26 protein-coding genes are annotated in these 22,890 nt (G+C 68.0%); 10 read left to right on the plus strand and 16 right to left on the minus strand.

Going from position 1 to position 22,890, the window contains the following annotated elements; translation table 11 throughout:
- Positions 1-20: 20 nt before the first annotated feature.
- The 5 genes from NJ1_RS28340 to NJ1_RS28360 form a co-directional block, all read right to left on the minus strand.
- Positions 21-380, minus strand: coding sequence for a DoxX family protein (locus NJ1_RS28340; protein WP_067699876.1), 360 nt, complete (start codon positions 378-380; stop codon positions 21-23).
- Complete coding sequence (locus tag NJ1_RS28345; protein WP_084478945.1) at positions 377-997, minus strand: TetR/AcrR family transcriptional regulator; 621 nt, start codon at positions 995-997, stop codon at positions 377-379. The genes NJ1_RS28340 and NJ1_RS28345 overlap by 4 nt, the downstream gene beginning before the upstream one ends.
- A 105-nt stretch (positions 998-1,102) precedes the next feature.
- Complete coding sequence (locus NJ1_RS28350) at positions 1,103-1,528, minus strand: PPOX class F420-dependent oxidoreductase (RefSeq protein ID WP_067699879.1); 426 nt, start codon at positions 1,526-1,528, stop codon at positions 1,103-1,105.
- A 54-nt stretch (positions 1,529-1,582) separates the two neighbouring features.
- Positions 1,583-2,221, minus strand: a complete 639-nt coding sequence (locus tag NJ1_RS28355) for a LuxR C-terminal-related transcriptional regulator (RefSeq protein WP_067699881.1) — start codon at positions 2,219-2,221, stop codon at positions 1,583-1,585.
- The gene (locus NJ1_RS28360) at positions 2,218-3,372 is read right to left on the minus strand and encodes a sensor histidine kinase (RefSeq protein ID WP_174557132.1); all 1,155 of its coding nucleotides are present in this window, start codon (positions 3,370-3,372) and stop codon (positions 2,218-2,220) included. The genes NJ1_RS28355 and NJ1_RS28360 overlap by 4 nt, the downstream gene beginning before the upstream one ends.
- 131 nt (positions 3,373-3,503) lie before the next feature.
- On the opposite strand from NJ1_RS28360, the gene NJ1_RS28365 reads away from it, so the two are divergent.
- Both NJ1_RS28365 and NJ1_RS28370 read left to right on the plus strand, forming a co-directional pair.
- Positions 3,504-4,553: an ABC transporter permease gene (locus tag NJ1_RS28365; protein ID WP_067699883.1), complete on the plus strand. Its 1,050-nt coding sequence runs from the start codon at positions 3,504-3,506 to the stop codon at positions 4,551-4,553.
- Between the two features lie 57 nt (positions 4,554-4,610).
- The gene (locus NJ1_RS28370) at positions 4,611-5,336 is read left to right on the plus strand and encodes an ABC transporter ATP-binding protein (RefSeq protein WP_067699885.1); all 726 of its coding nucleotides are present in this window, start codon (positions 4,611-4,613) and stop codon (positions 5,334-5,336) included.
- A gap of 24 nt (positions 5,337-5,360) precedes the next feature.
- Here the strand turns inward: NJ1_RS28370 and NJ1_RS28375 are convergent, their stop codons facing one another.
- On the minus strand, positions 5,361-6,329 hold the full coding sequence (locus NJ1_RS28375; RefSeq protein WP_067699888.1) for a helix-turn-helix transcriptional regulator: 969 nt from the start codon (positions 6,327-6,329) through the stop codon (positions 5,361-5,363).
- A gap of 63 nt (positions 6,330-6,392) precedes the next feature.
- Here NJ1_RS28375 and NJ1_RS28380 point away from each other — a divergent pair, with 63 nt between their 5' ends.
- Positions 6,393-6,656 (plus strand): hypothetical protein, encoded by a 264-nt coding sequence (locus NJ1_RS28380; RefSeq protein ID WP_157574286.1) that lies wholly within the window; start codon positions 6,393-6,395, stop codon positions 6,654-6,656.
- A 171-nt stretch (positions 6,657-6,827) separates the two neighbouring features.
- Positions 6,828-7,253, plus strand: coding sequence for a DUF4254 domain-containing protein (locus NJ1_RS28385; protein WP_067699894.1), 426 nt, complete (start codon positions 6,828-6,830; stop codon positions 7,251-7,253).
- A 3-nt stretch (positions 7,254-7,256) separates the two neighbouring features.
- Here the strand turns inward: NJ1_RS28385 and NJ1_RS28390 are convergent, their stop codons facing one another.
- The 6 genes from NJ1_RS28390 to NJ1_RS28415 all read right to left on the minus strand — a co-directional run bounded on the left by NJ1_RS28390 (position 7,257) and on the right by NJ1_RS28415 (position 15,599).
- Positions 7,257-9,167, minus strand: coding sequence for an acetoacetate--CoA ligase (locus tag NJ1_RS28390; RefSeq protein WP_067700099.1), 1,911 nt, complete (start codon positions 9,165-9,167; stop codon positions 7,257-7,259).
- 178 nt (positions 9,168-9,345) lie between these two features.
- Positions 9,346-10,176, minus strand: coding sequence for an HpcH/HpaI aldolase/citrate lyase family protein (locus tag NJ1_RS28395; RefSeq protein ID WP_067699897.1), 831 nt, complete (start codon positions 10,174-10,176; stop codon positions 9,346-9,348).
- Complete coding sequence (locus NJ1_RS28400; RefSeq protein WP_067699900.1) at positions 10,173-10,685, minus strand: MaoC family dehydratase; 513 nt, start codon at positions 10,683-10,685, stop codon at positions 10,173-10,175. Before NJ1_RS28400 ends, NJ1_RS28395 begins: the two co-directional genes overlap by 4 nt.
- Positions 10,682-11,842: an acyl-CoA dehydrogenase family protein gene (locus NJ1_RS28405; RefSeq protein ID WP_067699903.1), complete on the minus strand. Its 1,161-nt coding sequence runs from the start codon at positions 11,840-11,842 to the stop codon at positions 10,682-10,684. Before NJ1_RS28405 ends, NJ1_RS28400 begins: the two co-directional genes overlap by 4 nt.
- Positions 11,839-14,004, minus strand: a complete 2,166-nt coding sequence (locus NJ1_RS28410; RefSeq protein ID WP_157574290.1) for an acetyl/propionyl/methylcrotonyl-CoA carboxylase subunit alpha — start codon at positions 14,002-14,004, stop codon at positions 11,839-11,841. The genes NJ1_RS28405 and NJ1_RS28410 overlap by 4 nt, the downstream gene beginning before the upstream one ends.
- 8 nt (positions 14,005-14,012) lie before the next feature.
- Positions 14,013-15,599 carry a carboxyl transferase domain-containing protein gene (locus NJ1_RS28415; RefSeq protein WP_067699906.1) on the minus strand — a complete coding sequence of 529 codons (1,587 nt, stop codon included), beginning with the start codon at positions 15,597-15,599 and terminating at the stop codon, positions 14,013-14,015.
- A gap of 111 nt (positions 15,600-15,710) precedes the next feature.
- On the opposite strand from NJ1_RS28415, the gene NJ1_RS28420 reads away from it, so the two are divergent.
- The 3 genes from NJ1_RS28420 (at position 15,711) to NJ1_RS28430 (ending at position 18,056) form a co-directional block, all read left to right on the plus strand.
- Positions 15,711-16,304 (plus strand): SACE_7040 family transcriptional regulator, encoded by a 594-nt coding sequence (locus tag NJ1_RS28420; RefSeq protein ID WP_067699909.1) that lies wholly within the window; start codon positions 15,711-15,713, stop codon positions 16,302-16,304.
- A gap of 394 nt (positions 16,305-16,698) precedes the next feature.
- Entirely contained in the window at positions 16,699-17,448 is a 750-nt protein-coding gene (locus NJ1_RS28425) for a hypothetical protein (protein WP_067699912.1), read from the plus strand.
- Positions 17,445-18,056: a DUF8020 domain-containing protein gene (locus NJ1_RS28430; protein ID WP_084478947.1), complete on the plus strand. Its 612-nt coding sequence runs from the start codon at positions 17,445-17,447 to the stop codon at positions 18,054-18,056. Before NJ1_RS28425 ends, NJ1_RS28430 begins: the two co-directional genes overlap by 4 nt.
- Positions 18,057-18,297: 241 nt before the next feature.
- Here the strand turns inward: NJ1_RS28430 and NJ1_RS28435 are convergent, their stop codons facing one another.
- Positions 18,298-18,747 (minus strand): MarR family winged helix-turn-helix transcriptional regulator, encoded by a 450-nt coding sequence (locus NJ1_RS28435; protein WP_067699915.1) that lies wholly within the window; start codon positions 18,745-18,747, stop codon positions 18,298-18,300.
- 138 nt (positions 18,748-18,885) lie between these two features.
- Between NJ1_RS28435 and NJ1_RS28440 the strand changes: the two genes are divergently transcribed.
- Both NJ1_RS28440 and NJ1_RS28445 read left to right on the plus strand, forming a co-directional pair.
- Positions 18,886-19,263: a DMT family transporter gene (locus NJ1_RS28440; protein ID WP_067699922.1), complete on the plus strand. Its 378-nt coding sequence runs from the start codon at positions 18,886-18,888 to the stop codon at positions 19,261-19,263.
- 66 nt (positions 19,264-19,329) lie between these two features.
- On the plus strand, positions 19,330-19,650 hold the full coding sequence (locus tag NJ1_RS28445) for a DMT family transporter (RefSeq protein WP_067699924.1): 321 nt from the start codon (positions 19,330-19,332) through the stop codon (positions 19,648-19,650).
- A 35-nt stretch (positions 19,651-19,685) separates the two neighbouring features.
- Here the strand turns inward: NJ1_RS28445 and NJ1_RS28450 are convergent, their stop codons facing one another.
- Positions 19,686-20,129 carry an SRPBCC family protein gene (locus NJ1_RS28450; protein WP_067699926.1) on the minus strand — a complete coding sequence of 148 codons (444 nt, stop codon included), beginning with the start codon at positions 20,127-20,129 and terminating at the stop codon, positions 19,686-19,688.
- 265 nt (positions 20,130-20,394) lie between these two features.
- Here NJ1_RS28450 and NJ1_RS28455 point away from each other — a divergent pair, with 265 nt between their 5' ends.
- Complete coding sequence (locus tag NJ1_RS28455) at positions 20,395-21,630, plus strand: TetR/AcrR family transcriptional regulator (protein ID WP_245717618.1); 1,236 nt, start codon at positions 20,395-20,397, stop codon at positions 21,628-21,630.
- Positions 21,631-21,678: 48 nt separating this feature from the next.
- Here the strand turns inward: NJ1_RS28455 and NJ1_RS28460 are convergent, their stop codons facing one another.
- Positions 21,679-21,897 carry a hypothetical protein gene (locus NJ1_RS28460; protein ID WP_157574292.1) on the minus strand — a complete coding sequence of 73 codons (219 nt, stop codon included), beginning with the start codon at positions 21,895-21,897 and terminating at the stop codon, positions 21,679-21,681.
- Between the two features lie 639 nt (positions 21,898-22,536).
- Positions 22,537-22,752 (minus strand): MbtH family protein, encoded by a 216-nt coding sequence (locus NJ1_RS28465; protein WP_067700107.1) that lies wholly within the window; start codon positions 22,750-22,752, stop codon positions 22,537-22,539.
- Positions 22,753-22,890: the final 138 nt, after the last annotated feature.

Consider the following 22,890-nt stretch of genomic DNA (forward strand, 5'->3'; position numbering starts at 1 on the left):
GGCGAGTCTCGCACACCCGGTCAGGCGAATCGCCCGACCGCCACCAGGACCGCCACCACGAAGAACACGACGTTCGAGAGCGAGCGGGCGTACTCGTCGCGGCGCAGATGGGTGCGGAATCCGCCGACCATCACCAGCGCCAGACCGACCGCCGCGATCGGCGTCAGCACGGTCGCGATACCGGTCGCCCACGGCAGCACCACTCCGGCCCCGCCGGCCAGCTCGACCGCACCGATCCCCCGCACCGCCGAGGCCGACAGATCGTCCACCCACGGCATGCCGCCGCGCAGTGCGTCCTTGTCCAGTGCCAGCTTCATGATGCCGCCGAGCACGAACGACACCGCGAGCACGATCTGCCCGACCCACAACCACGTATTCATGACCTGTCCTTCTCCCGGGACGGCCCGGTGTAGAGCCACGCGGCGGCAACCGAATCCGCCACTCGATCGATCAGCTCCCGCTCGTCGTCACCGCCGAGCAGATGCAGCCAGAGGAAAACGGGTCCCGCGAATTGCGCATGCGCCCAGCGCAAATCGGGAATCCGGTCGAGTTCGCCACGGTCCACCGCGCGCGCGGCGACGGCCCGGATGAGTTCGCGTTCGGGGAGCAGGCAGACCTGTTCGAACACCGTCTGCAGCGAGGGGTCGTGCAGCAGGTCGCCCATCATCTCCGGCACGACCGCGCGCACTCGCGGATGTGCCATGCGGGTGACGAAATCCGTTGCCACCCGGTGCAGATCGCCGTGCAGGGTGCCGGTGTCGATGTACTCGCGAGGGCGCAGGTCGCCGATCAGATGATGCAGCGCCAGTGCGGCTTTGGAGGGCCAGCGCCGATACAGCGCGGCCTTGCCGACTCCCGCTCGCTCGGCCACGTCCCGCATGCGCAGGCCCGAGTACCCGGCCTCGGCCAACAGCGCGAGCGTCGCCACCCGGACCGCCTCGTCGGTCTCGGCCGACATCGGCCGCCCGGGGCGCGCGCCGGGAGATTCGGAACTCATGGTTCCGAAAGTAACACACTTACGAAACCTGCGGTTCCGTAACTCGGCGAGAAGAACGCGCCCGGGGTTTCGCCGGGCGCGGGTGATCGGGGCGGTGCGGGTGACCTAGGCGGTGGCGTCGAAGTGCGCGATGACCTTGGTCGGGCGCAGCCGGACCACGAGTTCACCGGGCACGCCGTTGCGCTTGCCGAACTCCTCGGCGCGATCCGCGCCCATGTAGCGCCCGCCGAGCGCGGTGGCGGTGCGCAACAAATCCTCGGGATCCTCGGACACCTCGGCGATGCCCTGCACCTGTACCGAGGCGTACGGCAGGGCCTCCAGGTCCACGCACAGGCTCAACCGCGGGTCGCGGGCGATCGCCTTGCCCTTGGCGGTGGTCTTCCCGGTGTTGAAGACGAGCACATCGTCCTCGACGAGGAACCACACCGGGGTCACCACCGGTCGCCCGTCCGATGCGACGAAGGCGAGTTTGCCCGTGCGGGTTCCCTCGGACAGGAATTCGCGAACCTGAGGATCGGAGAGTGAGGCCATGAACCAACCGTAAGGTCCGAACCGTCACGGGTCCCCGCTCGACACCCCGGCGGCTCAGATCGCGCCGCGCTCCCGGGCCCGGGCGACGGCGGAGGTGCGGGATTTGACGCCCAGCTTCGAATAGATGTGCACGAGGTGGGATTTGACGGTGGTCTCGCTCAGGAACAGGCGCTTGCCGATCTCCCGGTTGGAGTGCCCGTCGGCCACCAGGTGCAGGACCTCGATCTCCCGGGGACTGAGCGTGGTGTCCGGCTTGCGCACGCGGGTCATCAGACGGGAGGCGACCGAGGGTGACAGCACCGATTCACCGGCGGCGGCCGAGCGGACCGCGGCCAGCAGTTCCGCGGGCGGGGTGTCCTTGAGGATGTAGCCGCTCGCTCCCGCCTCGATCGCGCCGAGAATGTCCGCGTCGGTGTCGTAGTTGGTGACCACCAGAACATTGGGCGGAGCGGGGAGTTCGCGCAGGGCGGCGGTGGCGTCGGCTCCGGACTTGCCGGGGCCGAAGCGCAGGTCCATCAGGACCAGATCCACCGCGGTGGTGGCGCAGAACGCGATCGCTTCCTCGGCGGTCGCGGCCTCGCCGATGACCTCGACGGCCTCACCGGAATCGCTTTCGGCCACACCGGAATCCAGCAGCGCGCGCAGACCGGCCCGGACGATGGCGTGATCGTCGGCGAGCAGGATGCGGATCATTGCTCCTCCAGGGGGAACGAGACGGCGACCGCGGTGTGCCCGGGTTCGGATTCCACGTCCATGGTGCCGCCCTGATGCTGGACGCGGCTGCGCATGGCGGTGAGACCGAAACTGCCGGAGGGGTTGTGGGCCAGCACCTCGGGATCGATGCCTATGCCATCGTCCACCACGTCCAGGTGAACGGCGTCATCGGCGTAGGTGAGGGTGACCCGCATGCGGTGAGCCCGGGCGTGACGGACCACGTTCGAGACGGCGCTCTGCGTGATGCGGACCAGGGCGGCTTCGACCGGCATGGGCAGGCGCTGGGGCTCGCCCTCCACCAGCATCTCCGCGTCCAGGCCCGGGGTCGCGACCCGCTGTGTGATGCGAGTCAGCGCCTCGGTCAGGGACTGCCCCTCCAGGGCCGCCGGGGTGAGTTCGGCGATCAGATGGCGGGTTTCCAGGAGGCTGTCGGCGGCGGTCTCGCGGGCCAGCCGAATCTTCTCCAGCGCAGGATGATCCGGGGCGGCGCGCTCCACCGCGTGCAGCAGCAGTTGAATGCTGCTGAGGCCCTGGGCAACCGTGTCGTGGATCTCCTGGGCGAGGCGCTCACGTTCGGACAGCTTGCCGGCGGTGCGCTCCCGCTCCGCGAGAGTCGTTCTGGTGGCGAGCAATTCGTCGATGAGCCGCTGACGTTCCCCGGCCTCGCGGAACAGCGCCTCGTACCCGAGGCCGATCGCGACGGCGACCAGCGCGCCCAACAGCGGACCGATCACGCCGCCGACCGACCAACCGCCGTGCGCCGCGTACCCGAAGACCGAGACCAGGGTCGTGACGATCACGGCCAGCAGGCCCCAATAGCGCGGCAGCAGATGCAGATACAGAAAGAAAAGGCCGAAAACCAGGTACACCGCGTACGGGCCGAAGAACACCAGGCCGAGCCACAGCAGCGTCAGCAGGCCCAGCCAGACCCGCGCCGCGGTCAGATCGCGGCGGAAGCGGCCGCCCGCGAAATAGACGCCGAGGAAGATCCCCGCCAGCACCACCACCACGACCGGATACGCGTCGGACACGATGGCCCGCACCACGACCACCGAGGTGAGCGCCACCACCAGCACATGCAGACCCCACTGCAGGCCGGAGAAGACAGGGGTCAGGGCGGATCGATGCACGTCGACCAGCTTATGCCGGGCAACCGCCGCGGCATCCATCGAAAGGAGGAAACGCGCCACCACCATCCGCTGGTGCGGGATTCGTACCGCGGCGCGATGGATTCGGCGCGGTTCGGCGACACAGTGGAGTCATGTTCGTCGCACTCCGGGATCTGCGAGCCGCCCGCGGCCGCTTCCTCCTCATCTCCCTGGTAGTCACGCTGGTGGCCCTGCTGGTCAGTTTCCTGAGCGGGCTGACCGCCGGGCTCGCACACCAGAACATCTCGGCGCTCGAATCGATGAAGGCCGATTCGGTGGTGTTCTCCGACTCCGGGTCGTCCCCGTCGTTCGACGCGTCCTCGCTGAGCGAGGAGCAGGTGCAGGCCTGGCAGCGGGCGGGCGGGACCGTCGATCCGATCGGCATCAGTCGTGCGCGGGCCACGCTGAACGGCTCCTCCCCCGCCCAGGTCGCGCTGTTCGGGGTCAGCGGCACACCATTCGGCAATCGAACAGCAACCGAGCTGGGCAAGGTCGTGCTGAGCAGCGCCGCGGCAGAGGACCTGAAGGCGAAACCCGGCGATACCGTCGCGCTCGGCGCGGGCAACTTCACCGTGCAGGGTGTCACCGAGGACGACTGGTACGCGCACACGCCCGTGGTCTGGATGACGCTCACCGACTGGCAGGCGCTGAATCCGCGCTCGGGAGCGGCCACGATTCTCGCGGTATCGGGCGTGAGTGACACCGCCACAGTGAATTTCGCGGCGCACACCACGAGCACCTCGGCGAAGGATTCGCTCTCGGCCATGAGTTCCTATCAGGCCGAGAACGGTTCGCTGACGCTGATGACGGTCATGCTCTTCGCCATCTCGGCGCTGGTGATCGGCGCGTTCTTCACGGTGTGGACGGTGCAGCGGCAACCCGATATCGCGACGCTGAAAGCGCTCGGCGCGACGACCGGTTCGCTGGTACGCGACGCACTGAGCCAGGCGCTGGTGGTCCTGCTGCTCGGCGTCGGTCTGGGCGTGGGTGCGACGGCGCTGGCCGGGCTGTTCATCGGTGACGCGGTGCCGTTCGTGCTCAGCGTGAGCACGACCCTGTTCCCCGCCGCGGCGCTGGTCCTGCTCGGGCTGCTGGGTGCGGCGTTCGCACTGCGCTTCCTGGCCACCACCGATCCACTGATCGCACTCAATCAGGCTCGCTGACAATCCTTTCCGCTGTCACACCACTCTTTCCGCTGTCGCACCATCAGGAGTTCCGCGATGAGCACCACCCTTACGGTCACCGATCTGACCCTCACCTTCCCCGACGGCAGTGACCGCATCACGGCACTGGACCGGGTGAACCTGCGCGTGCGGGGCGGCCAGATCGCCGCGATCACCGGGCCGTCCGGGTCGGGCAAGTCCACCCTGCTGGCGGCCGTCTCCACCCTGCTGCGCCCCGATTCCGGCCGGATAGAGCTCGACACCAGCAGTGGCACAGCAGATCTGGCCACATTGAGCCGACGCGAGGCAGCGACGCTGCGTCGCGAATCGATCGGCATCGTGTTCCAGCAATCCAACCTGGTGCCCGCCCTCACCGCCATCGAACAACTCGAAGCCATGGTCCATCTCGGTCAGACCTGGTTCGTCTCCCCCGCCCGGCGTCGCGAAACCCGCACGCGCGCACGAGATCTACTCGACGCCGTGGGACTATCCGGTCATGAGGACAAGCGCCCCGCCCAACTCTCCGGCGGCCAGCGGCAACGCGTGAACATCGCCCGCGCTCTGATGAACGAGCCGTCCCTGCTGGTCATCGACGAGCCCACCAGCGCCCTCGACCAGGAACGCGGGGCCGCCATCATCACCCTGATCATGAACATCGTCCGCGACCACCGCGCCGCCACCCTCCTGGTCACTCATGACCGCGCCCACCTGCACCGCATGGACTCGGTCCACCACATGGTCGACGGCGTCCTCACCCCGGAGACCACGGTCGTGATGAGCTGACAGGAGCGGTGTGACCGCCGGCGGTCAGCGGTCGGGACCGAGCGCTCGGTCGACGCGCAGGCGAACCGCGCGGAGCTCGGCGAGCAACTGCGGCGGTGAGTGGACTTCGAAGTCCACGCCGAGCTCGAGCAACCGATATGCGATCCACGCGGGTGAATCCTCCCCGGTCATGCCCAGGCGGCAGGAGCCTTCGTCCAGAGCGACTGTCTCGCCGGGCTTTTCACCGAGCTTGCCGGTGACTCGTTCGGCGGGAGCGTGGATGGTGATGTCGTAGCGCAGGGACGGTGTGCCCCAGTTGCTTCGGTTGCCGATGACGTAGGCGGCGGGATCGGCGGCGGGGAGGGTGCGTGGGGTGAAGCGGGCGCCGGTGGGCTGGGGATGCAGGATGCGGTCGATTCGGAAGACTCGCCAGTCGTTTCGGTCGATGTCGAATGCGACCAGGTACCAGCGGCGGCGGTGGGGTACGACGCCGATCGGTTCGACATTGCGGCGGGTCTCGGCGCCGGATTCGGCGCGGTAGGCGAAGCGGGCGCGTTCGGTATTGGTGATGGCGGCGGCGAGAGTGGTCAGGACCTCGGGGTCGACGGGGACGCCGCCCGCAGTGGGGGCGACGGTCGCGGCGCCCAGGACTCGAACCCGGCGGCGCAGCTTGGCGGGCAGGACCTGTTCGATTTTGGTCAGGGCACGCACCGCGGCCTCCTCGATACCCGCCACGGCCGAGCCCGCGGCGGCGCGCAGGCCCAGCGCGATGGCCACCGCCTCCTCGTCGTCCACCAGCAGCGGCGGCATGGCGGCCCCGGCGACCAGGCGATAGCCGCCGGTCACGCCGAGCGTCGCTTCGACCGGATAGCCCAGATCGCGCAGCCGGTCGATATCGCGGCGGACGGTGCGGTCCGAGACGCCGAGCCGATCGGCCAGCTCGCTCCCGGGCCATTCACGCGGAGTCTGCAGCAGGGACAGCAGGCGCAGCAGCCGCGCCGGGGTATCGGTCATACCGATAACTCTCCTCTCCAACTAGGACCAGAATGGTCCTAGTTAATTTCTACCGTGATGGGCATGACAAGCACCGAGATCTGCCCGTTCCGCATCGCCGTCCCGCAGTCCGATCTCGCCGAACGGGAGCTCATGGGCAAGTGGCAGAAACTCGTACCGGTCGGTGTGTATTCGGGCGGCGCGGCGCTCATGAAGCGATCGGCCGAGCGCGACAACGTCATTGCGCACCGGCCCGCGGGCAATACCGGAAATCACTTCGTCGCAATGGAACTGCCGCGGGCGCACACCGCCGACATCCGGACGTTCTTCGCCGCGCTCCGGGACTGAGATTCGGCAATAGCCCGGCGATCGCGCGCAATCCCCGGACGTCCTCACAGACAGGAATTCGGGGGTGCGCGCAGAACGGCAGCGGGCTGTTGAGGCGATGGACACGTTCCCGTCATGTGAGCTGATTAATGTCCACGGGAATTAGCACTTCGCGGTCGAGGAGTAGACGCGATGAGGGATACGCTGCCACCCAAGAATCAAGTCCTGCAGGCGTGCCGGGGGATCAGTTTTCCAGAACATCCGATGTTGTGCGCCGCTCACGATCTGGCCGCGCTACACGAACGCCGACTTGCCGCCTCGCCGCAGGCGCTCGCCGAACTCGACACCATTCGAACGGATTTGGTGCATCGCATCGATTGCTGGGTGACGACGCAATTACCGCCGTCGCACGGTGCTGCCCGGGTGCACACCGAAACACTGGGCGCGGTCGTCGACCGATTGGCCCGGCTGACCGCCACCGCGTACGCCGCGCTGGCGCACGCCTCCGGCCACGAACTCGCCATCGTGTGGGAGAACCTGGCCGAATTGGCGGTCGGCTACGAGGATTTGGCGTCCGAGGTGTGCACGGGGCGCAGACGGCTACCGGGGACTCACTGAAAGCTACCGGGCCTTCGGCGGCTTGCGGGCCGCGTACCAGTCCAGCAACTCGGGGAAGTCCACGGCGGTGGGCGCCACCACGGTGGCGACCTCCGCGCCCTGGAAGAGTTTCTTGATCGGGACTTCGAGTTTCTTACCGGTGCGCGTGTGCGGAATACCCGGCGCCTCGATGATCTCGTCGGGAACGTGACGCGGTGACACCTCGGTGCGGATGACGGAATTGATGCGCAGTATCAGGTCGTCCGTCAATTCCGCGCCGGGAGTCAGCACCACGAACAGCGGCATCCAATAGCCGCCGTTCGGCTGTTCCGAACCGATCACCAGCGCCTCGGCGATCTCCGGAATGCCTTCCACCGCTTGATAGATATCGGCGCTGCCCATCCGAATGCCGTGCCGATTGAGGGTGGAATCGGAACGGCCGTGCACGATGATGCTCTCGTGGTCGGTGAGGGTGATCCAGTCACCGTGCCGCCACACGCCGGGGAACATGTCGAAATAGGCGTCGTGGTAGCGGGATCCGTCCGGGTCGTTCCAGAATCGCACCGGCATGGAGGGCATGGGCTTGGTGATGACCAACTCCCCCACCTCGTTGCGCACCGGCTGCCCGGATTCGTCCCAGGCGTCCAGGGCCACACCGAGATAGGGCGCGGACAGTTCACCCGGCCACACCGGGACCGTGCGCACGCCGCCGATGAACGCCGAGACCACATCGGTGCCGCCGCTGATCGAGGCCACGGGGACCCGCTCACCGACATTGTCGCGCAACCACATCGACGACGACGGTGGCAGCGACGAGCCGGTGATGCCGACCAGCCGCAGCGCCGACAGATCGTGGTCGCGGCGCGGGACCGACCCCGCCTTGATGCAGCCCAGCACGTAACCGGGACTGGTGCCGACCACGGTGGCGCGGGTGCGGGCGGCCAGCGCCCACAGCGCATCCGGCGTCGGCGCGGCCGGACTGCCGTCGTAGCAGACGATGGTGGCCCCGGCCAGCAGCCCGGCGACCTGGAAGTTCCACATCATCCAGCTCGGGCTGGTGTACCAGAAGAAGGTGTCCTCGGGTCCGATATCCGATTGCAGGGCAACGGCTTTGAGGTGCTCGAGCAACACGCCGCCGTGGCCGTGCACGATCCCCTTGGGCTTACCGGTGGTACCGGAGGAGTACAGCACCCACAGGGGGTGCTCGAAATCGACTGCCACGGTGTCGATTTCGGTCACTTCCGGGTCGATCCGCAGGTCGTCCCAGGAGATCACGCCGGGCAGGGTGCGCCCGATGCGGGAGATCAGCACGGTTCCCGCCAGCGAGGGCAGCCCGGCCCGCAGCGCCTCGATATCGGCGCTCTTGTCGTGGACCTTGCCGCCGAAGCGGTACCCGTCGGCGGTGACCAGGACCGTGGGCTCGAGCTGGCCGAGCCGATCGAGCGCGGCCTGCGCGGAGTAGTCCTGCCCACACGCGCTCCAGACGGCGCCGAGGCTCGCGGTGGCCAGGAAGGCGATCACCGCCTCGGCGATGTTCGGGAGGTATCCGGCCACCCGGTCACCGGGGCCGACGCCCAGTTCGCGCAGGGTGTTCGCGAAGGCGGCGGTAGTGGCGACGAGTGTGGCCCAGGAGATCTCGGTGAGTTCGCCGTCCTCGCCGAGCGCGAGCACGGCGGGGCGATCGGTGCGGGCCTGCCGGACGATCCGATCCACGTAGTTCAGGCGGGTGCCGGGAAACCATCGGGCGCCGGGCATGCGCACCTCGTCGAGCACGGTCTCGGATCGCTCGCCCAGATCGAAGTAGTCCCACAGCGCGCCCCAGAACTCGGGGAGCTCGTCCACCGACCACTGCCACAGCGCCGGGTAATCCGGCGCGGACACCCCGGTCCGCTTCTCGACGAAGCGCGCGAAATCGGTGACCCGGGCGTCGGCGATATCCGCGTCGGCCGGAACCCACTGTGGTTGCGCCGCAGTGCCGTTCGCAGCGCTGTCCGCCGCAGTGCCGTTCGCAGCGCCGCTGTTTGCCGTGCTGTCGTCAGCAGCGCCCTCGTTCACCGTGCCGTCGTTCACCGAACTGCCCTCCACCGCGCTGCTCTCCACCGCACTACCGTCCCTACGACGCGAAGCCCGCGCCGGCGTTGTCCGCCCGCTGCACGATTCGCTCGGCCTGACGGATGACGGGCATGTCCACCATCCGGTTCTCGAAGGTGAACACCCCTCGATGATTCGGCACTTCGGCCAGCAGCCGTTGCGCCCATTCGACTTGCGCCCGCGGGGGCGCGTAGGCGCGACGGATGACCGGCACCTGACTCGGATGAATGGCGACCTTGGCGTCGAAGCCGATCGCGACCGCGTCCTGTGATTCGGCGGCCAGGCCGTCGAGATCCGGAATGTTCAGGAACACCGAATCCAGCGCGAACTTGCCGTAAGCCTTTGCGGCCAGCAGGGATTGGGATCGCACGTGCAGCGCCACGTCCCGGTAGCCGCCGTCCGCGTGCCTGCTGGAATTGCCGCCGAGGGCCGCGAGCAGATCCTCCGCGCCCCACATGACGCCGATCGCGTTGCGCACCATGACCGCCCGACCGACCGCGAGCGCGCCGAGCGGGGATTCGACGAGCGCGATGACCTCGTACTCGGCCAGACGCGTGATCTGTTCCGCCGATTCGCATTTGGGCAGCATGATGCGCCGGTACTCGGTGCGCACCAGGGCGTCGAGATCGAGCATGTGCTCGAGTGTCCCCGCGGCGTTCACCCGGATCACGGTGCGTTCGGGATCCAGCGGCGTCTCGATGAGGGCGGTGCGGGCCGCGGCCTTGTCCGCCTCGGCGACGCCGTCCTCCAGGTCGATGATCACCACATCGGCGGCGGCGAGCGCCTTGCCGTAGCGCTCGGGGCGATCCGCGGGGCAGAACAGCCAGCCCGGCCCCGGGATCTCCCAGCTCATGCGGGCTCCCCGGCGTCGGGTTGCGCGGGGCGCAGCCGGACCAGGGTCTTGCGGACCGCGGTGGCGACCACGTCGCCGTTCTGGTTGCGGCCGGTGTGCGCGAACGTCACGATGCCCTCCCCGGGGCGGCTCTTGGATTCCCGCAGGTCGGTCACCACGGTCTCGGCGTAGAGCGTGTCGCCGTGGAACATCGGCTTGGGGAACGCGATGTCGGAGAAACCCAGATTGGCCACGATGGTCCCCTGGGTCAGCTGCGCCACCGACAACCCGACCAGGGTGGAGAGGGTGAACATGGAGTTCACCAGCACCCGATGGAACGGCGGCTGGGTCTGCGCGAACGCGGCATCCAGGTGCATGGCCTGGGTGTTCATGGTCAGCGTCGTGAACAGCACATTGTCGGCCTCGGTGATGGTGCGCCCGGGCCGGTGCTCGTACAGGACCCCCGTCTCGAATTCCTCGAACCACAGGCCGCGCTGGACCACTCGACGTGGCGTGACGTCCGCACTCACAATCCGAGCTCCCGCCCGATCAGCATCAACTGCACCTCCGTGGTGCCCTCACCGATTTCCAGGATCTTGCTGTCGCGATAGTGCCGCGCCACAGCATATTCGTTCATGAAGCCGTAGCCGCCGAAAATCTGGGTGGCGTCCCGCGCATTGTCCATCGCGGCCTCACTGGCGACGAGTTTCGCGATGGAGGCCTCCTTCTTGAACGGCTTGCCCGACAGCATGAGCGCGGCCGCGTCGTAGTAGGCGGTGCGGGCCATGTGCGCGCGCACCTCCATGCGAGCGATCTTGAAAGCGATGGACTGGTTGGCGCCGATCGGGCGCCCGAACGCCTCGCGCTCCTTGGCGTAGCGCACGCATTCGTCCACACAACCCTGCGCCGCACCGACCGACAGCGCCGCGATGGCGATCCGGCCCTCGTCCAGGATGCGCAGGAAGTTGGCGTACCCGCGGCCGGATTCGCCGAGCAGGTTCTCCGTCGGCACCCGGACGTCGGTGAAACTGAGCGGGTGGGTGTCCGAGGCGTTCCAGCCGACCTTGTTGTACGCGGGCCCGGCGACGAAGCCGGGGGTGTCCGTCGGCACCAGGATGGTCGAGATCTGCTTCTTGCCGTCGGACGTGCCGGTGACGGCGGTGACGGTGACCAGCCGGGTGATGTCGGTGCCGGAGTTGGTGATGAACTGCTTGCTGCCGTTGATGATCCAGCTGTCCCCGTCCCGCACGGCCGTGGTGCGGGTGCCGCCCGCGTCACTGCCCGCGCCGGGTTCGGTCAGGCCGAAGGCGGCGAGCGCGCGACCGCTGGTGAGCTGCGGCAGCCACTCCTGCTTCTGCTTGTCGTCGCCGAAGCGGAAGATCGGCATCGCGCCGAGCGAGACGCCGGCCTCGAGGGTGACGGCCACGCTCTGATCGATCTTGCCGAGTTCCTCGAGCGCGAGACACAGGGCGAAGTAGTCGCCGCCCATGCCGCCGAACTCCTCCGGGAACGGCAGACCGAACAGGCCCATATCGGCCATGCCCGCGACGACCTCGTACGGGAAGGAGTGCTCGGCGTCGTGCTTGGCGGCGACGGGCGCGACCACCTGGTTCGCGAAATCGCGGACGGTGAGGGCGAGTTCGCGGTACTCGTCCGGAAGGGTGCCGGTGGACAGGAAGTCGGTCATGAGTTGTTCCCGTTGTGGTCGGTGGTCGGGGGGTGCCCGAGCGGAGCGGATTCGATGTCACCGAGCGGAGCGGATTCGGTGTCGCCGAGCGGAGCGGATTCGATGTCACCGAGCGGAGCGGATTCGGTGTCTGTCTGTGCCGGGGGTTCGGCGATGATGCGGGCCAGGACCTGTTCGAGTTTCACCTGGGTGCCGGGTGTGACCAGCAGTTCCACCCGTCCGGCGATGGGGGCGGTGAGGGCGTGCTCCATCTTCATGGCCTCGACCACCACGATCGCCGCACCGGCGGCGACGGTGTCACCCGACGCGATCGGGGTCGCGATGACCGAACCCGGCATGGGGCTGACGATGTCGGCGTCGCCGACATGCTCACCGGCGCTGCGGATATCGGCCTCGGCGACCTCGCGGAACTGGGTGACACCGGTGGCGTCGGCGACCCAGACCTGCCCGGGAGCGACAGCCGTGCGGTAGCGGGCGCGCAGGCCGTCGAGCGTGAGACTCAGTGTTGTTCCGTCGGATGCCGTGCCGTCGGATGCCGTGCCGTCCGATACCGCTGTGAGCGTGAGCTTGTCGCCGTCCCCGATTCGGGCCGTGGCGTGCTCGGGGGTGCCGGAGAGGTGAACGTGCGCGGTCCGCTCCCCCGCCGTGAGCCGGAAGACGGTGGGCAGATGCTCACCGACCCGCCAGCCGCTGGGGGTGGCCCACGGGTCGGCTGCCGCGGCGGGCCAGGATCGCAGCCACAGTTCGGTTGCGGCGGCGATGAATTGGGCGTCGGTCGCGACGGCAGGAGCGAAATCCACCGCCCGGCGGTCCAGCAGACCGGTGTCCAGGCGGCCCGCCCGCACATCCTGGTCGGCGAGCAGGAAGCGCAGGAAGTCGGTGTTGGTGCGCACCCCGAGCACTCGGGTGTCGCGCAGTGCCGCATCGAGTTTCGCGATGGCCGCGCCCCGCTCGGGAGCGTGGGTGATCACCTTCGAGAGCATCGGGTCGTAGTCGGTGCCGACCACGGTGCCCGCCCGCAGGCCCGAATCGACGCGAATACCGTTGCCCTGCGGCTCTTGCAGGGCCAGCACGGTGCCGCCGGTGGGCAGGAAATCCCGGCCCGGGTCCTCGGCGTACACGCGCGCCTCGATGGCGTGGCCGGTGAGCCGGATGTCCTCCTGGTTCACCGCGAGCTTCTGCCCGGCGGCGATGCGCACCTGGCATTCGACCAGGTCGACGCCGGTGACCAGTTCGGTGACCGGATGTTCCACCTGCAGACGGGTGTTCATCTCCATGAAGAAGAACTCGTCGGGCTGATCGGCCGAGACGATGAATTCCACGGTGCCCGCGCCGACATAGTCCACGCTGCGCGCGGTACTGCACGCCGCCGCGCCGATCCGGGCGCGGGTCTTCGCGTCCAGCAGCGGCGACGGCGCTTCCTCGATCACCTTCTGGTGGCGGCGCTGCAGACTGCATTCGCGCTCACCCAGATGCAGCACCTGACCGAAGCCGTCGGCGAGGATCTGCACCTCGATGTGCCGTGGGCGGCTGACGAAGCGCTCCAGGAACAGGGTGTCGTCGCCGAACGCGGAGGCCGCCTCGCGGCGCGCGCTGACGAGCGCGTCCGGCAGCAGGGCCGGATCCTCCACCCGGCGCATACCCTTGCCGCCACCACCGGCGGACGGTTTCACCAGCACCGGGTAGCCGATATCGACTGCGGCGGCGATCAATTCGGCGTCCGTGAGTCCCGGGCGGGCGATGCCCGGCACCACCGGCACTCCGTAGGCCGCGACCGCGGTCTTGGCCGCGATCTTGTCGCCCATGACCTCGATGGCGCGGGTCGGCGGCCCCAGGAAGATGATGCCCGCGTCCTCCAGAGCGGCGGCGAAGGCCGAATTCTCGGACAGGAAGCCGTATCCGGGGTGCACCGCCTGCGCGCCGGAACGCACGGCCGCGTCCACCACCTTGTCGATGTCCAGGTAGGACTCGCGCGCCGGCGCCGGGCCGAGCCGCACCGCGAGATCGGCCTCGTGCACGTGGCGGGCATCGACATCGGCGTCGCTGTACACCGCGACGGAGCGAATTCCCATGGCGCGCAGCGTGCGAATCACGCGGACCGCGATCTCGCCGCGGTTCGCGATCAGCACGGTGTCGAAGGCGACCGGCTGAGTTTTGTTCATCAAGGTCATCACATCCGGAAGACGCCGTAGGAGACGGGCTCGAGGGGTGCCTGCGCGCAGGCCGAAAGTGCGAGGCCGACAACAGTTCTGGTGTCGGCCGGGTCGATCACGCCGTCGTCCCAGAGCCGCGCCGTGGAGTAGTAGGGGTTGCCCTGGGCCTCGTACTGGTCGCGGATCGGGGCCTTGAACGCCTCCTGGTCCTCGTGCGACCAGGGCTTGCCGTTTCCGTCGAGCTGATCGCCGCGCACGGTGGCCAGCACCGAGGCCGCCTGCTCACCGCCCATCACCGAGATGCGGGCATTGGGCCACATCCACAGGAAGCGTGGGGAATACGCGCGCCCGCACATGGAGTAGTTGCCCGCGCCGTAGGAGCCGCCGATCACCACGGTCAGCTTGGGCACCCGGGCGCAGGCCACCGCGGTGACCATCTTCGCGCCGTGCTTGGCGATGCCGCCGGCCTCGTAGTCGCGCCCGACCATGAAGCCGGTGATGTTCTGCAGGAAGAGCAGCGGAATGCTGCGTTTGTCGCACAGCTCGATGAAATGCGCACCCTTCATGGCGGATTCGGCGAAGAGCACGCCGTTGTTGGCCACGATCCCGACCGGATGGCCGTGAACGCGGGCGAAACCGGTGACCAGGGTGCGACCGTATTCGGCTTTGAATTCCTGGAATTCGCCGCCGTCGACCATCCGGGTGATGACCTCGCGGACGTCGTACGGCGTGCGCAGATCGACCGGGACCACGTCGTAGAGCTCGTCCTGCGGCGCGATCGGATCGACCGTGGGCCGGACCTCCCACGGCGTGGACGTCTTCGGCCCCAGCGTGGCGATGATATTGCGCACGATGCGCAACGCGTCCTGATCGCTCTGTGCCAGATGGTCGGTGACGCCGGAGGTGCGCGAGTGCAGGTCGCCGCCGCCGAGTTCCTCGGCCGTGACCACCTCACCGGTGGCGGCCTTCACCAGCGGCGGGCCGCCCAGGAAGATGGTGCCCTGATTGCGCACGATCACGGTCTCGTCGCTCATGGCCGGGACGTACGCGCCGCCCGCCGTGCACGAACCCATGACCGCCGAGATCTGCGCGATGCCCTTGGCGCTCATGTTCGCCTGGTTGAAGAAGATCCGGCCGAAGTGCTCCCGGTCGGGGAAGACCTCGTCCTGATGCGGCAGGTACGCGCCGCCGGAGTCGACCAGGTAGACGCACGGCAGGTTGTTCTGCAGCGCCACCTCCTGCGCGCGCAGATGCTTCTTCACCGACATCGGGTAGTAGGTGCCGCCCTTGACCGTGGCGTCGTTCGCCACGATCACGCATTCACGACCCGACACCCGCCCGATGCCGCCGATGACGCCCGCGCCCGGGCATTCGTCCCCGTACATGCCCGTGGCCGCCAGCGGCGACAGTTCGAGGAAGGGACTGCCCGGATCGAGCAGCTGGTCGACCCGCTGCCTGGGCAGCAGTTTGCCGCGCGCGAGGTGCCGTTCCCGGGCCTTGGCCGGCCCGCCCAGCGCGTTGACCGCCAATCGGCCGCGCAGCTCCTCGACCAGCGCGAGGTGGGCCGCCCGGTTTCCGGTGCGCACATCCTCGGTGACCGTCATTCGCTCCGCCTCTCAACGCTCGCCATCCGGCGCTCGGTTAATCACCAATAACTGGAATTTAAGATAATCTTCACTAACTGAGTTGTCCAGGACCGGCGAAGGGAGAATCCGGTGAACAGCACCGAAACGGTCCCCCAAACCCGGCGTGAGCAGCTCAAAGCCGAGCGCAGGCAGCAACTGCTGACCGCGGGCGCGCGTCTGATCGCCGATCGGGGGTTCCTGGGCGTGCGACTCGACGATCTCGGCGCGGCGGTCGGCATCAGCGGACCCGCGGTCTACCGCCACTTCCCCAACAAGGAAGCGCTGCTGGTGGAGTTGCTGGTCGAGGTGAGTCAGCGGCTGCTGGACGGCGGCCGGTCCGTCATCGCCGCCGCCCCCTCCCCCGCCTCGGCGCTCACCGAACTCGTCGACTTCCACCTCGACTTCGCACTGGGCGAGCCGGAACTGATCCGCATCCAGGACCGCGATCTCGAGAACCTGCCCGAGTCGGCCCGACGCCAGGTCCGCCGCACCCAGCGGCAGTACGTCGAACTCTGGGTCGGGGTGCTGCGTGAGCTGCATCCCGATCTGCCCGAACCCGCCGCCCGGGTCCAAGCGCACGCCACCTTCGGTCTGATCAACTCCACCCCGCACAGCGCGCCCGCGGCCACCACCACCCGCGCCCGCCCGGTCTTGCGCGCCATGGCTTTGGCCGCGCTGCACTAGCGCGGGGCAACTCCCGAAACACCTCGGCCACACCCGGATTGCCTGCGGTCAGCATCCGATTCGCAAACCTCTGTGACGCAGGACACCGAAACATTCGAGCGGTCGCCACCGACATCGTTCTTTACCCGAAAACCGCGATGTGATCCACAGCTCACCCCCGCCGCATCGTTTGACATGCCCATATGAACGCGGATGTACTGCGCAGTGAATCGCTTTCCGAGCGCGGTGGATCCGCGCGCCGAGGGCGAGCGCCCGGGTGGGGCAATCAGACGAAGTTCGTCCGAGGTGGGGGTTACCGCACGGCAATTGTCGCGTGCGGTCATGTCCGCGGGTCGGGCATGAAGGCAAGAGAGGCCGGGGGATTCGCATGGCGAGACACCGCAGACAGACAACGATGCAGCGCTTCGCCGCGCATGCCGCGCTGGGCGCGATTCCACTCACCGCCGCGGTCACCGGCACCGCGATCGCGCAGGCGGCGCCGCCGCAGTTCATCGCACCGCCGCAGTTCATCGCACCGCCGCAGTTCATCGCACCTCAGCCCGGAGTCACGACTCCGGCCACTCCGGGCGGCGCGCAGCCGGGCGTCACCACGCCGCCCGCTCCGGCGGCCGTGCGCACGCCGCCGCCCGCGACTTATGTTCCGCCGCAGGACGATGCACGCGGTGTGGCCCCGGAGTCGGACTACGCCCCGATCCGCCAGGTGCCCAACCGCGACTACGTCACGCCGTTGACGCCGGAGACGCTGCACGCTCCCGAGCCGACGCCGCCGGTCGCCGAGATCGTGCCCGAGCCCCGGATCGTGCGCGCCGGCGATCTGTCGGTCTCGGCACCCGATTTCCTGAACGCCGAGCAGATCGACCAGGTCAACGCGACGTTCGCGCGCCCCGAATCGGATATCTCCCAGTACGTTCGGTCGCTGGGCGTGGCTCCCAGCCGTGCCGACAGCGTCGCCGCCTCGGCCGTGGCGGGCGTGGTGACCGGCGCGCTGATCGGATGCGCGCTCGGCAGCACCATCCAGATCGTCACCGCCCCGGTCACTTTGGGTCTCACCGCCCTGCTGACCCCGGTCACCTGCGTCACCTGGGGCGCGACCGGTGCGATCACCGGCGGCTTGATCGGCGCCGGAATGGGAGGACTGCGTTGACGCGCAACAGGATTCGCACCGCCGCACGCACCGCGACGGTATCGGCGATCGCGATCGGCGTCACCTGCGCGGCGGTGGGGACCGCGCAGGCCGCGCCCGACGCGGCCGCCACCGAGTTCACCTCGGCGGTGCACGGAATCGACAGCGGCATGGCCTATTCCGCCGCGGTCACCGAGGATGGTGACGGCGTGGTCACCACCCTCGAAGCCGGAACCTTCCGCTTCGCGCCGGGTTCCGCGCGGGTCGAGGTCGTGAACGAGGACGGAGCGACCGTCGCGGCCGTGCCGCTGGCCTTCCGCGGCGCGGGGCGTGAGATCGCGGTGACTCCGACGATTTCGGGCGGCGGCACCGCCCTGACGCTCCGTCCCGCCGTGGCCGCGGTGCGGGAGGTGTCCGCCACACAGGACCGCTGGAACGAGCAGGTGCAGCGCGGCGCTTTCGGCGCGCTCATCGGTGCGGCCATCGGCGGCGTCATCACGATTCCGTTCTGGATCTTCGTCCTGCCGCCCCTGCTCGGCATCGCCATCGGCGCGAGCATCGGCTTTCTCGCCGCGGGCGGCCAGCCGCTGATCGACGCGGGCATCGCCTACTTCTCCGGGCAGCCCTGACCGACGGCGCGAAACCCCCTGTGGCGCGGCCGGACCGGGTCTCCGGCCGCGCCACAGTCATGCCGCGCCACAGTCACGCCGCGCCCCCGATCCTCAGCGCCAAGCGATTCGACGCCTCGTTCATCAGCGGGTTCGGCGGAACTCGTGGGATCGATCGCGCCCTCGGGTGTCGGCGCGGCGTTGATCCCATCGGCGGGCATGTCGCCGCTGCCGACCCTGTTCGCCCGCGAGGACAGGCCGTTCACCCGGCAAGCCGCCCGGCGGCGAGGATGGCCGTCAGCGCCGGATCGTCGGCCTCCGCTTCGGCCAGCGCCTCGGTGAGCGTGGTGTCGTAGGTGGCCCGCGCCTGCTGGTAGCGCGTGCGTCCCGCCGGAGTGAGGACCGTGTAGACGCCGCGCTTGTCGTCGGGGCAGAGGTCTCGATAGGTGAGGTCGGCGACGTTCAGCCGCGAGACCAAGCGGGTCACCGAGCTCTGATTCAGTCCCACCTTGGCCGCGAGATCCTGCATGCGCAGTTCGTTGTCGGGCGCTTCGTCGAGGAAGACCAGCGCCCGGTATTCGGACAGGCCCAGACCGTGCCGCCGCTGCAGGGCCGTGGCCAGGCGCGTTTCCACGTGCGCGTGCAGGGTCAGCATGCGATTCCACATGCGGACGTCGGTGACCGCTTCGGAGGTGGTGCCCGGCGACGACATCGGTTGACTCCCAGGGGTTCTCGGTATGTCTGATCGGTCACCCGATTCGACTCTTGACAACAGTTTACTTGTACATGCATGCTTCTGCAGGTACGGATTTACTTGCACATACATGCAACTACTTGTCAGGAGTCTCCGATGGCATGGGTCTATCTGCTGATCGCATCCGTTTTCGAGATCGTCTTCGCGCTCGCCACCAATGCCACACACGGATTCACCGTGCTGGGGCCGTCGCTGCTGACCGCGGCCGCCGCCGCGGGCGGGATCTTCTTCCTGAGCCTGGCGCTGAAATCACTCGACGTCGGCGTGGGCTACACCGTCTGGACCGGTATCGGGTCGGTCGGGACCGTCGTGTTCGGGTCCGTGGTGTTCCACGAGGAGATCACCGTGGCCAAGGTCGCCGCCTTCGTGCTGATCATCGGCGGGGTACTGGGGCTGAAACTGGCGGACACCCTCGCCAAGCGCGCCGACGACGCCCGCGTTCCGGCCCCCGAGCAGTCCGCGGCATTCGCCTGATTCACCGAACCTCTCATCCGAACCGTCGAAATCCTTCGTACACACCCTTTTCCGAGGAGCACCGAAATGTCCTGGGTATATCTGATGATCGCCGCCGTATTCGAGATCGCGTTCGCACTGGGCACCAATGCGACGAAGGGCTTCACCCGGTTGTGGCCGTCGGTGTTCACGCTGCTGGCCGCGGCGGCCGGGATCTTCACCCTGAGCCTGGCGTTGCGCACGCTCGATGTCGGGGTCGGCTACACGGTCTGGACCGGGGTCGGCGCGATCGGCACGGTCGTGCTGGGAGCGCTGATCTACAAGGAGAAAATCACTGTGCCGAAACTGATTTCGTTCCTCGCCATCATCGCGGGCGTCATCACACTGCGCCTGGCCGCCGGAGCCTGAGCCGCGGCCGGTCCGGCGCACGGCGCGAATTGCCCTCACGCACCGCGGAGTTCACGCTCCGCGGTGCTGAGCACGAGATGGAAGCCGCCCGCGACGACCGGCAGGAACAACCGCGTGCACAGGCCCGAGAACAGCGGCGAGTCGATCTCGAAGGTGGAGGACCAGCGCACCCGAGTGCCCTCGGGCACCTCCTCGAAGGAGATGAACCCCTCCTGATGCCGCAGTGGCGGAGCGCTTTTCAGCAAGCGGTAGCGCACCAGGGTGGGTGGGGAGTACTCGACGATCTCCTCGGTGAGCCGGATCAGCGGCGTGACGATCAGCCGGACCGCGCCGACGCCGTGACTGCGCGTGGTGCCCGGGCGCACCAGGGTGACGCGGCGGACGAACGGAACCCGCTGAAAGTTCGAGGCATCGGTGAGCCATTCGAAGACATCGGGCACCGGAGCGGGAACGATGCGCTCGACATCCACTGTGCGCACACCGGCTCCGTTCTGATCAGGCTCGAACGTTGGCAGCCTACGAGATCGGCACTTCGGCGTCGATGAGAACGCGAGGGCCGTGTCGAATTAGTGATCTAGAATTGCGTCGATCCCGAATCGAATGAGCGCCTTGCGCTTTCGGCAACCGCTCCGCACGATCTCGGTCGAGCGACCGGGAACCCGCTCCCCCTCGGCGCACCGGCGGCCGATCCGCACCACCGAACCCGGCATGGCGACAAAACACCTGGTGGCTACCATTACCGACATGACTGTCGAGGAGCCGCCGCGTGTGATCCGCAGACGGCCGAAGAACCGTCGCGCCCAGATCGCGGCCACCTCGGCCGCCGCGTTCGGCTCGCTCGGGTATCACGGTGTCAGCATGGAGGACATCGCCACCCGGCTCGGCATCTCCTCGGCCGCGCTGTACCGGCACTATCCGAGCAAGTACGCGCTGTTCCGCGAGGAACTGCTGCGACTGGGTCAGCTGACCGCGAGCTCGGCCACGCCGCCGCCGGAAGCGGAGGGCGGTACGCCGATCGAGCGCCTGGACCGGGTGCTGGACAAGCTGATCGCCGAGACCATCGCCAATCGCGCCACCGTCACGCTGGTGCGCTGGGAGCAGCGCTACCTCGACGAGGCCGACCGCGAGACGCTCGCGGAGCAGTTCGCCACCGCGCTGGGCACTCTGCGGCACCTGATCAAAGCGGTGCGACCGGAACTGGACCGGGACGACCGCGCGGTGCGAGCGGTCACCCTGCTCAGCGTGATCAGCAGCATCGGCGATCACCATGCCGCACTGCCGGTGAAACCCCTGACCGCGCTGCTGCACTCGGCCTGCCGCGCGATCATCGCGACCGAGCTGCCGCCGGCGCGCGCACCGGAGAACGAGACGCGGACGGTGGAGATTCCGCTCTCGTTCAAACACGAGTTGCTGCTGCGGAAGGCCGTGGAACTGTTCCACGAGCGCGGCTATCCCAATGTGAGCGTGGAGGACATCGCGGCCGCGGCGGATCTGTCCGCCGCGTCCGCGGTGTACCGGTACTACCGCAGCAAGAGCGATCTGCTGGCGGCGGCGTTCCGCCGAGCCGCGGATCGGGTGTCGGGGGCGATCGGCCCGGCGGTGTCCTCCTCGTCGAGTCCCGCCGAAGCCCTGACCAAGCTGGTCGACCAGTATGTCGCCGGCTCGTTCGCCGAACGTGAATTGACGTACGTGTACTACGCCGAGTTCGGGCACGTGTCGCCCGAGGAACGCACCATGCTGCGCAACGTGCAGCGGCTCATCGTCGCCGAATGGGTGCGATTGCTGGTGGCGGTCCGCCCGGAACTCTCCGACGGAGAGGCCCGAATACTGGTGCAGGCCGCCTTCGGTCTGGTGGTCGATATGGGCCGCGCGTTCGGCACGGACCAGCGCATCTGCCCACAGGACAGGGTGATTCGACTCATGGAGGTCACCCTTTTCGGCGCCGTGCCACCCGGGGAAGAGGCGGCATCGGCGTCCTGAGCCGGACGCCGATGTTCGGGCGTCCGGACCTGGGGACGGTCGGGCCGACTATTCGTCGGCGGCCAAAGCGGATACCGGGGTGAAGGGCGCGTAATCACGCACGTGCCCGTTCTCCCAGTCCCACAACGAAATCGGATCGACAGAGACGCCGCTCTGCAGGATCAGACGCCAACCGGCGTCCTCACGCTGCCAGATGTCACCGTCGCGATCCCAATAGAGACCGACGATTCGCGGTTCCACCACCTGAGTCCGAGTCCGAGTCTGCATGGTATTCCTCTCCACCGCCACCATTGGAGATCCCGTCCCTGCGTCGGTATTCATACCTATTCGCGACTACACATCGGGGAATCTTTCGGGTCGATCGGGGCATGTCCTCACCCCTCAATATATTTGCCAATCATTCGCCCACGTACGAAGCGAAGGGGGTGAGTTGAATTCGCGCTGCGACTCGGCCCGGGGCGCCCGCCTCCGGACAGCACACGGCCGCCAGGGCGCGAAGCCCTGGCGGCCGGAAGTTTCGGTCGAGCTATGCCGACGGGAGACCGATCGGCGGGAAGGCGAACGAGGAGCCGGTGCCCAGCATCTTCGCGAGAATTCCCAGAAAGTTGTCGACGGCGCTGCCGCTTTGCATGGCCGGCCTACGCGCCCGGGGTGCCCGGAGTACCGGGGGTGACGGACAGGCCCGAGCCCGAGCCGATGAGGTGGGCGAAAGCCTGCAGGAGGCTGGTGAAACCGGCGCTACCGAGATCCATGGGGATTGTTCCTTTACAGCACAGAGGGTTCGAGGGTGATCAGGCGAGCTTGTTGGGGTTGTAATTGATAGACGAGCCACTGCCGAGGAAGGCGAGAACCTGGGTCAGAATGGCGGTGATTGCTCCGGCGTCCATGTGTGTTCCTTTCGGGGGGTTATTCGGATTCCGACATCGCTTCGACCAGCGAAGCGGGCCGCATGTCGGTCCAGTGCGACTCCACATAGTCGAGGCAGTCGGCGCGCCGATCCGGGCCGAAGGCGACAGTCCAGCCACCGGGAATGGCGGCGAATACCGGCCACAACGAGTGCTGCGCCTCTTCATTGACCAGTACGTAGAACTGAGCGTCTTCGTCATCGAAGGGATTGCTCATCGAATTGCCTTTCTTCACCGACACAGCACACCCACAGCGCATGTTCTTGCCGTCGGCATCGCACTGTGAAAACACTGCATTTCAGAATGTACCTCAGGCGCCGCTCGGACGCATCGCATTCCTGCGAAAAACGAACGG

The sequence above is a fragment of the Nocardia jejuensis NBRC 103114 genome, from assembly GCF_001613145.1.
Classification (GTDB): domain Bacteria; phylum Actinomycetota; class Actinomycetes; order Mycobacteriales; family Mycobacteriaceae; genus Nocardia; species Nocardia jejuensis.

What these genes read in the sequence shown, in the direction of transcription:
- NJ1_RS28340 (WP_067699876.1), bottom strand. Translation starts at nt 380, where the DNA reads ATGAATACGTGGTTGTGGGTCGGGCAGATCGTGCTCGCGGTGTCGTTC.
- NJ1_RS28345 (WP_084478945.1), bottom strand. Translation starts at nt 997, where the DNA reads ATGAGTTCCGAATCTCCCGGCGCGCGCCCCGGGCGGCCGATGTCGGCC.
- NJ1_RS28350 (WP_067699879.1), bottom strand. Translation starts at nt 1,528, where the DNA reads ATGGCCTCACTCTCCGATCCTCAGGTTCGCGAATTCCTGTCCGAGGGA.
- NJ1_RS28355 (WP_067699881.1), bottom strand. Translation starts at nt 2,221, where the DNA reads ATGATCCGCATCCTGCTCGCCGACGATCACGCCATCGTCCGGGCCGGT.
- NJ1_RS28365 (WP_067699883.1), top strand. Translation starts at nt 3,504, where the DNA reads ATGTTCGTCGCACTCCGGGATCTGCGAGCCGCCCGCGGCCGCTTCCTC.
- NJ1_RS28370 (WP_067699885.1), top strand. Translation starts at nt 4,611, where the DNA reads ATGAGCACCACCCTTACGGTCACCGATCTGACCCTCACCTTCCCCGAC.
- NJ1_RS28375 (WP_067699888.1), bottom strand. Translation starts at nt 6,329, where the DNA reads ATGACCGATACCCCGGCGCGGCTGCTGCGCCTGCTGTCCCTGCTGCAG.
- NJ1_RS28380 (WP_157574286.1), top strand. Translation starts at nt 6,393, where the DNA reads ATGACAAGCACCGAGATCTGCCCGTTCCGCATCGCCGTCCCGCAGTCC.
- NJ1_RS28385 (WP_067699894.1), top strand. Translation starts at nt 6,828, where the DNA reads ATGAGGGATACGCTGCCACCCAAGAATCAAGTCCTGCAGGCGTGCCGG.
- NJ1_RS28395 (WP_067699897.1), bottom strand. Translation starts at nt 10,176, where the DNA reads ATGAGCTGGGAGATCCCGGGGCCGGGCTGGCTGTTCTGCCCCGCGGAT.
- NJ1_RS28405 (WP_067699903.1), bottom strand. Translation starts at nt 11,842, where the DNA reads ATGACCGACTTCCTGTCCACCGGCACCCTTCCGGACGAGTACCGCGAA.
- NJ1_RS28410 (WP_157574290.1), bottom strand. Translation starts at nt 14,004, where the DNA reads ATGAACAAAACTCAGCCGGTCGCCTTCGACACCGTGCTGATCGCGAAC.
- NJ1_RS28415 (WP_067699906.1), bottom strand. Translation starts at nt 15,599, where the DNA reads ATGACGGTCACCGAGGATGTGCGCACCGGAAACCGGGCGGCCCACCTC.
- NJ1_RS28425 (WP_067699912.1), top strand. Translation starts at nt 16,699, where the DNA reads ATGCAGCGCTTCGCCGCGCATGCCGCGCTGGGCGCGATTCCACTCACC.
- NJ1_RS28435 (WP_067699915.1), bottom strand. Translation starts at nt 18,747, where the DNA reads ATGTCGTCGCCGGGCACCACCTCCGAAGCGGTCACCGACGTCCGCATG.
- NJ1_RS28440 (WP_067699922.1), top strand. Translation starts at nt 18,886, where the DNA reads ATGGCATGGGTCTATCTGCTGATCGCATCCGTTTTCGAGATCGTCTTC.
- NJ1_RS28445 (WP_067699924.1), top strand. Translation starts at nt 19,330, where the DNA reads ATGTCCTGGGTATATCTGATGATCGCCGCCGTATTCGAGATCGCGTTC.
- NJ1_RS28455 (WP_245717618.1), top strand. Translation starts at nt 20,395, where the DNA reads ATGACTGTCGAGGAGCCGCCGCGTGTGATCCGCAGACGGCCGAAGAAC.
- NJ1_RS28460 (WP_157574292.1), bottom strand. Translation starts at nt 21,897, where the DNA reads ATGCAGACTCGGACTCGGACTCAGGTGGTGGAACCGCGAATCGTCGGT.
- NJ1_RS28465 (WP_067700107.1), bottom strand. Translation starts at nt 22,752, where the DNA reads ATGAGCAATCCCTTCGATGACGAAGACGCTCAGTTCTACGTACTGGTC.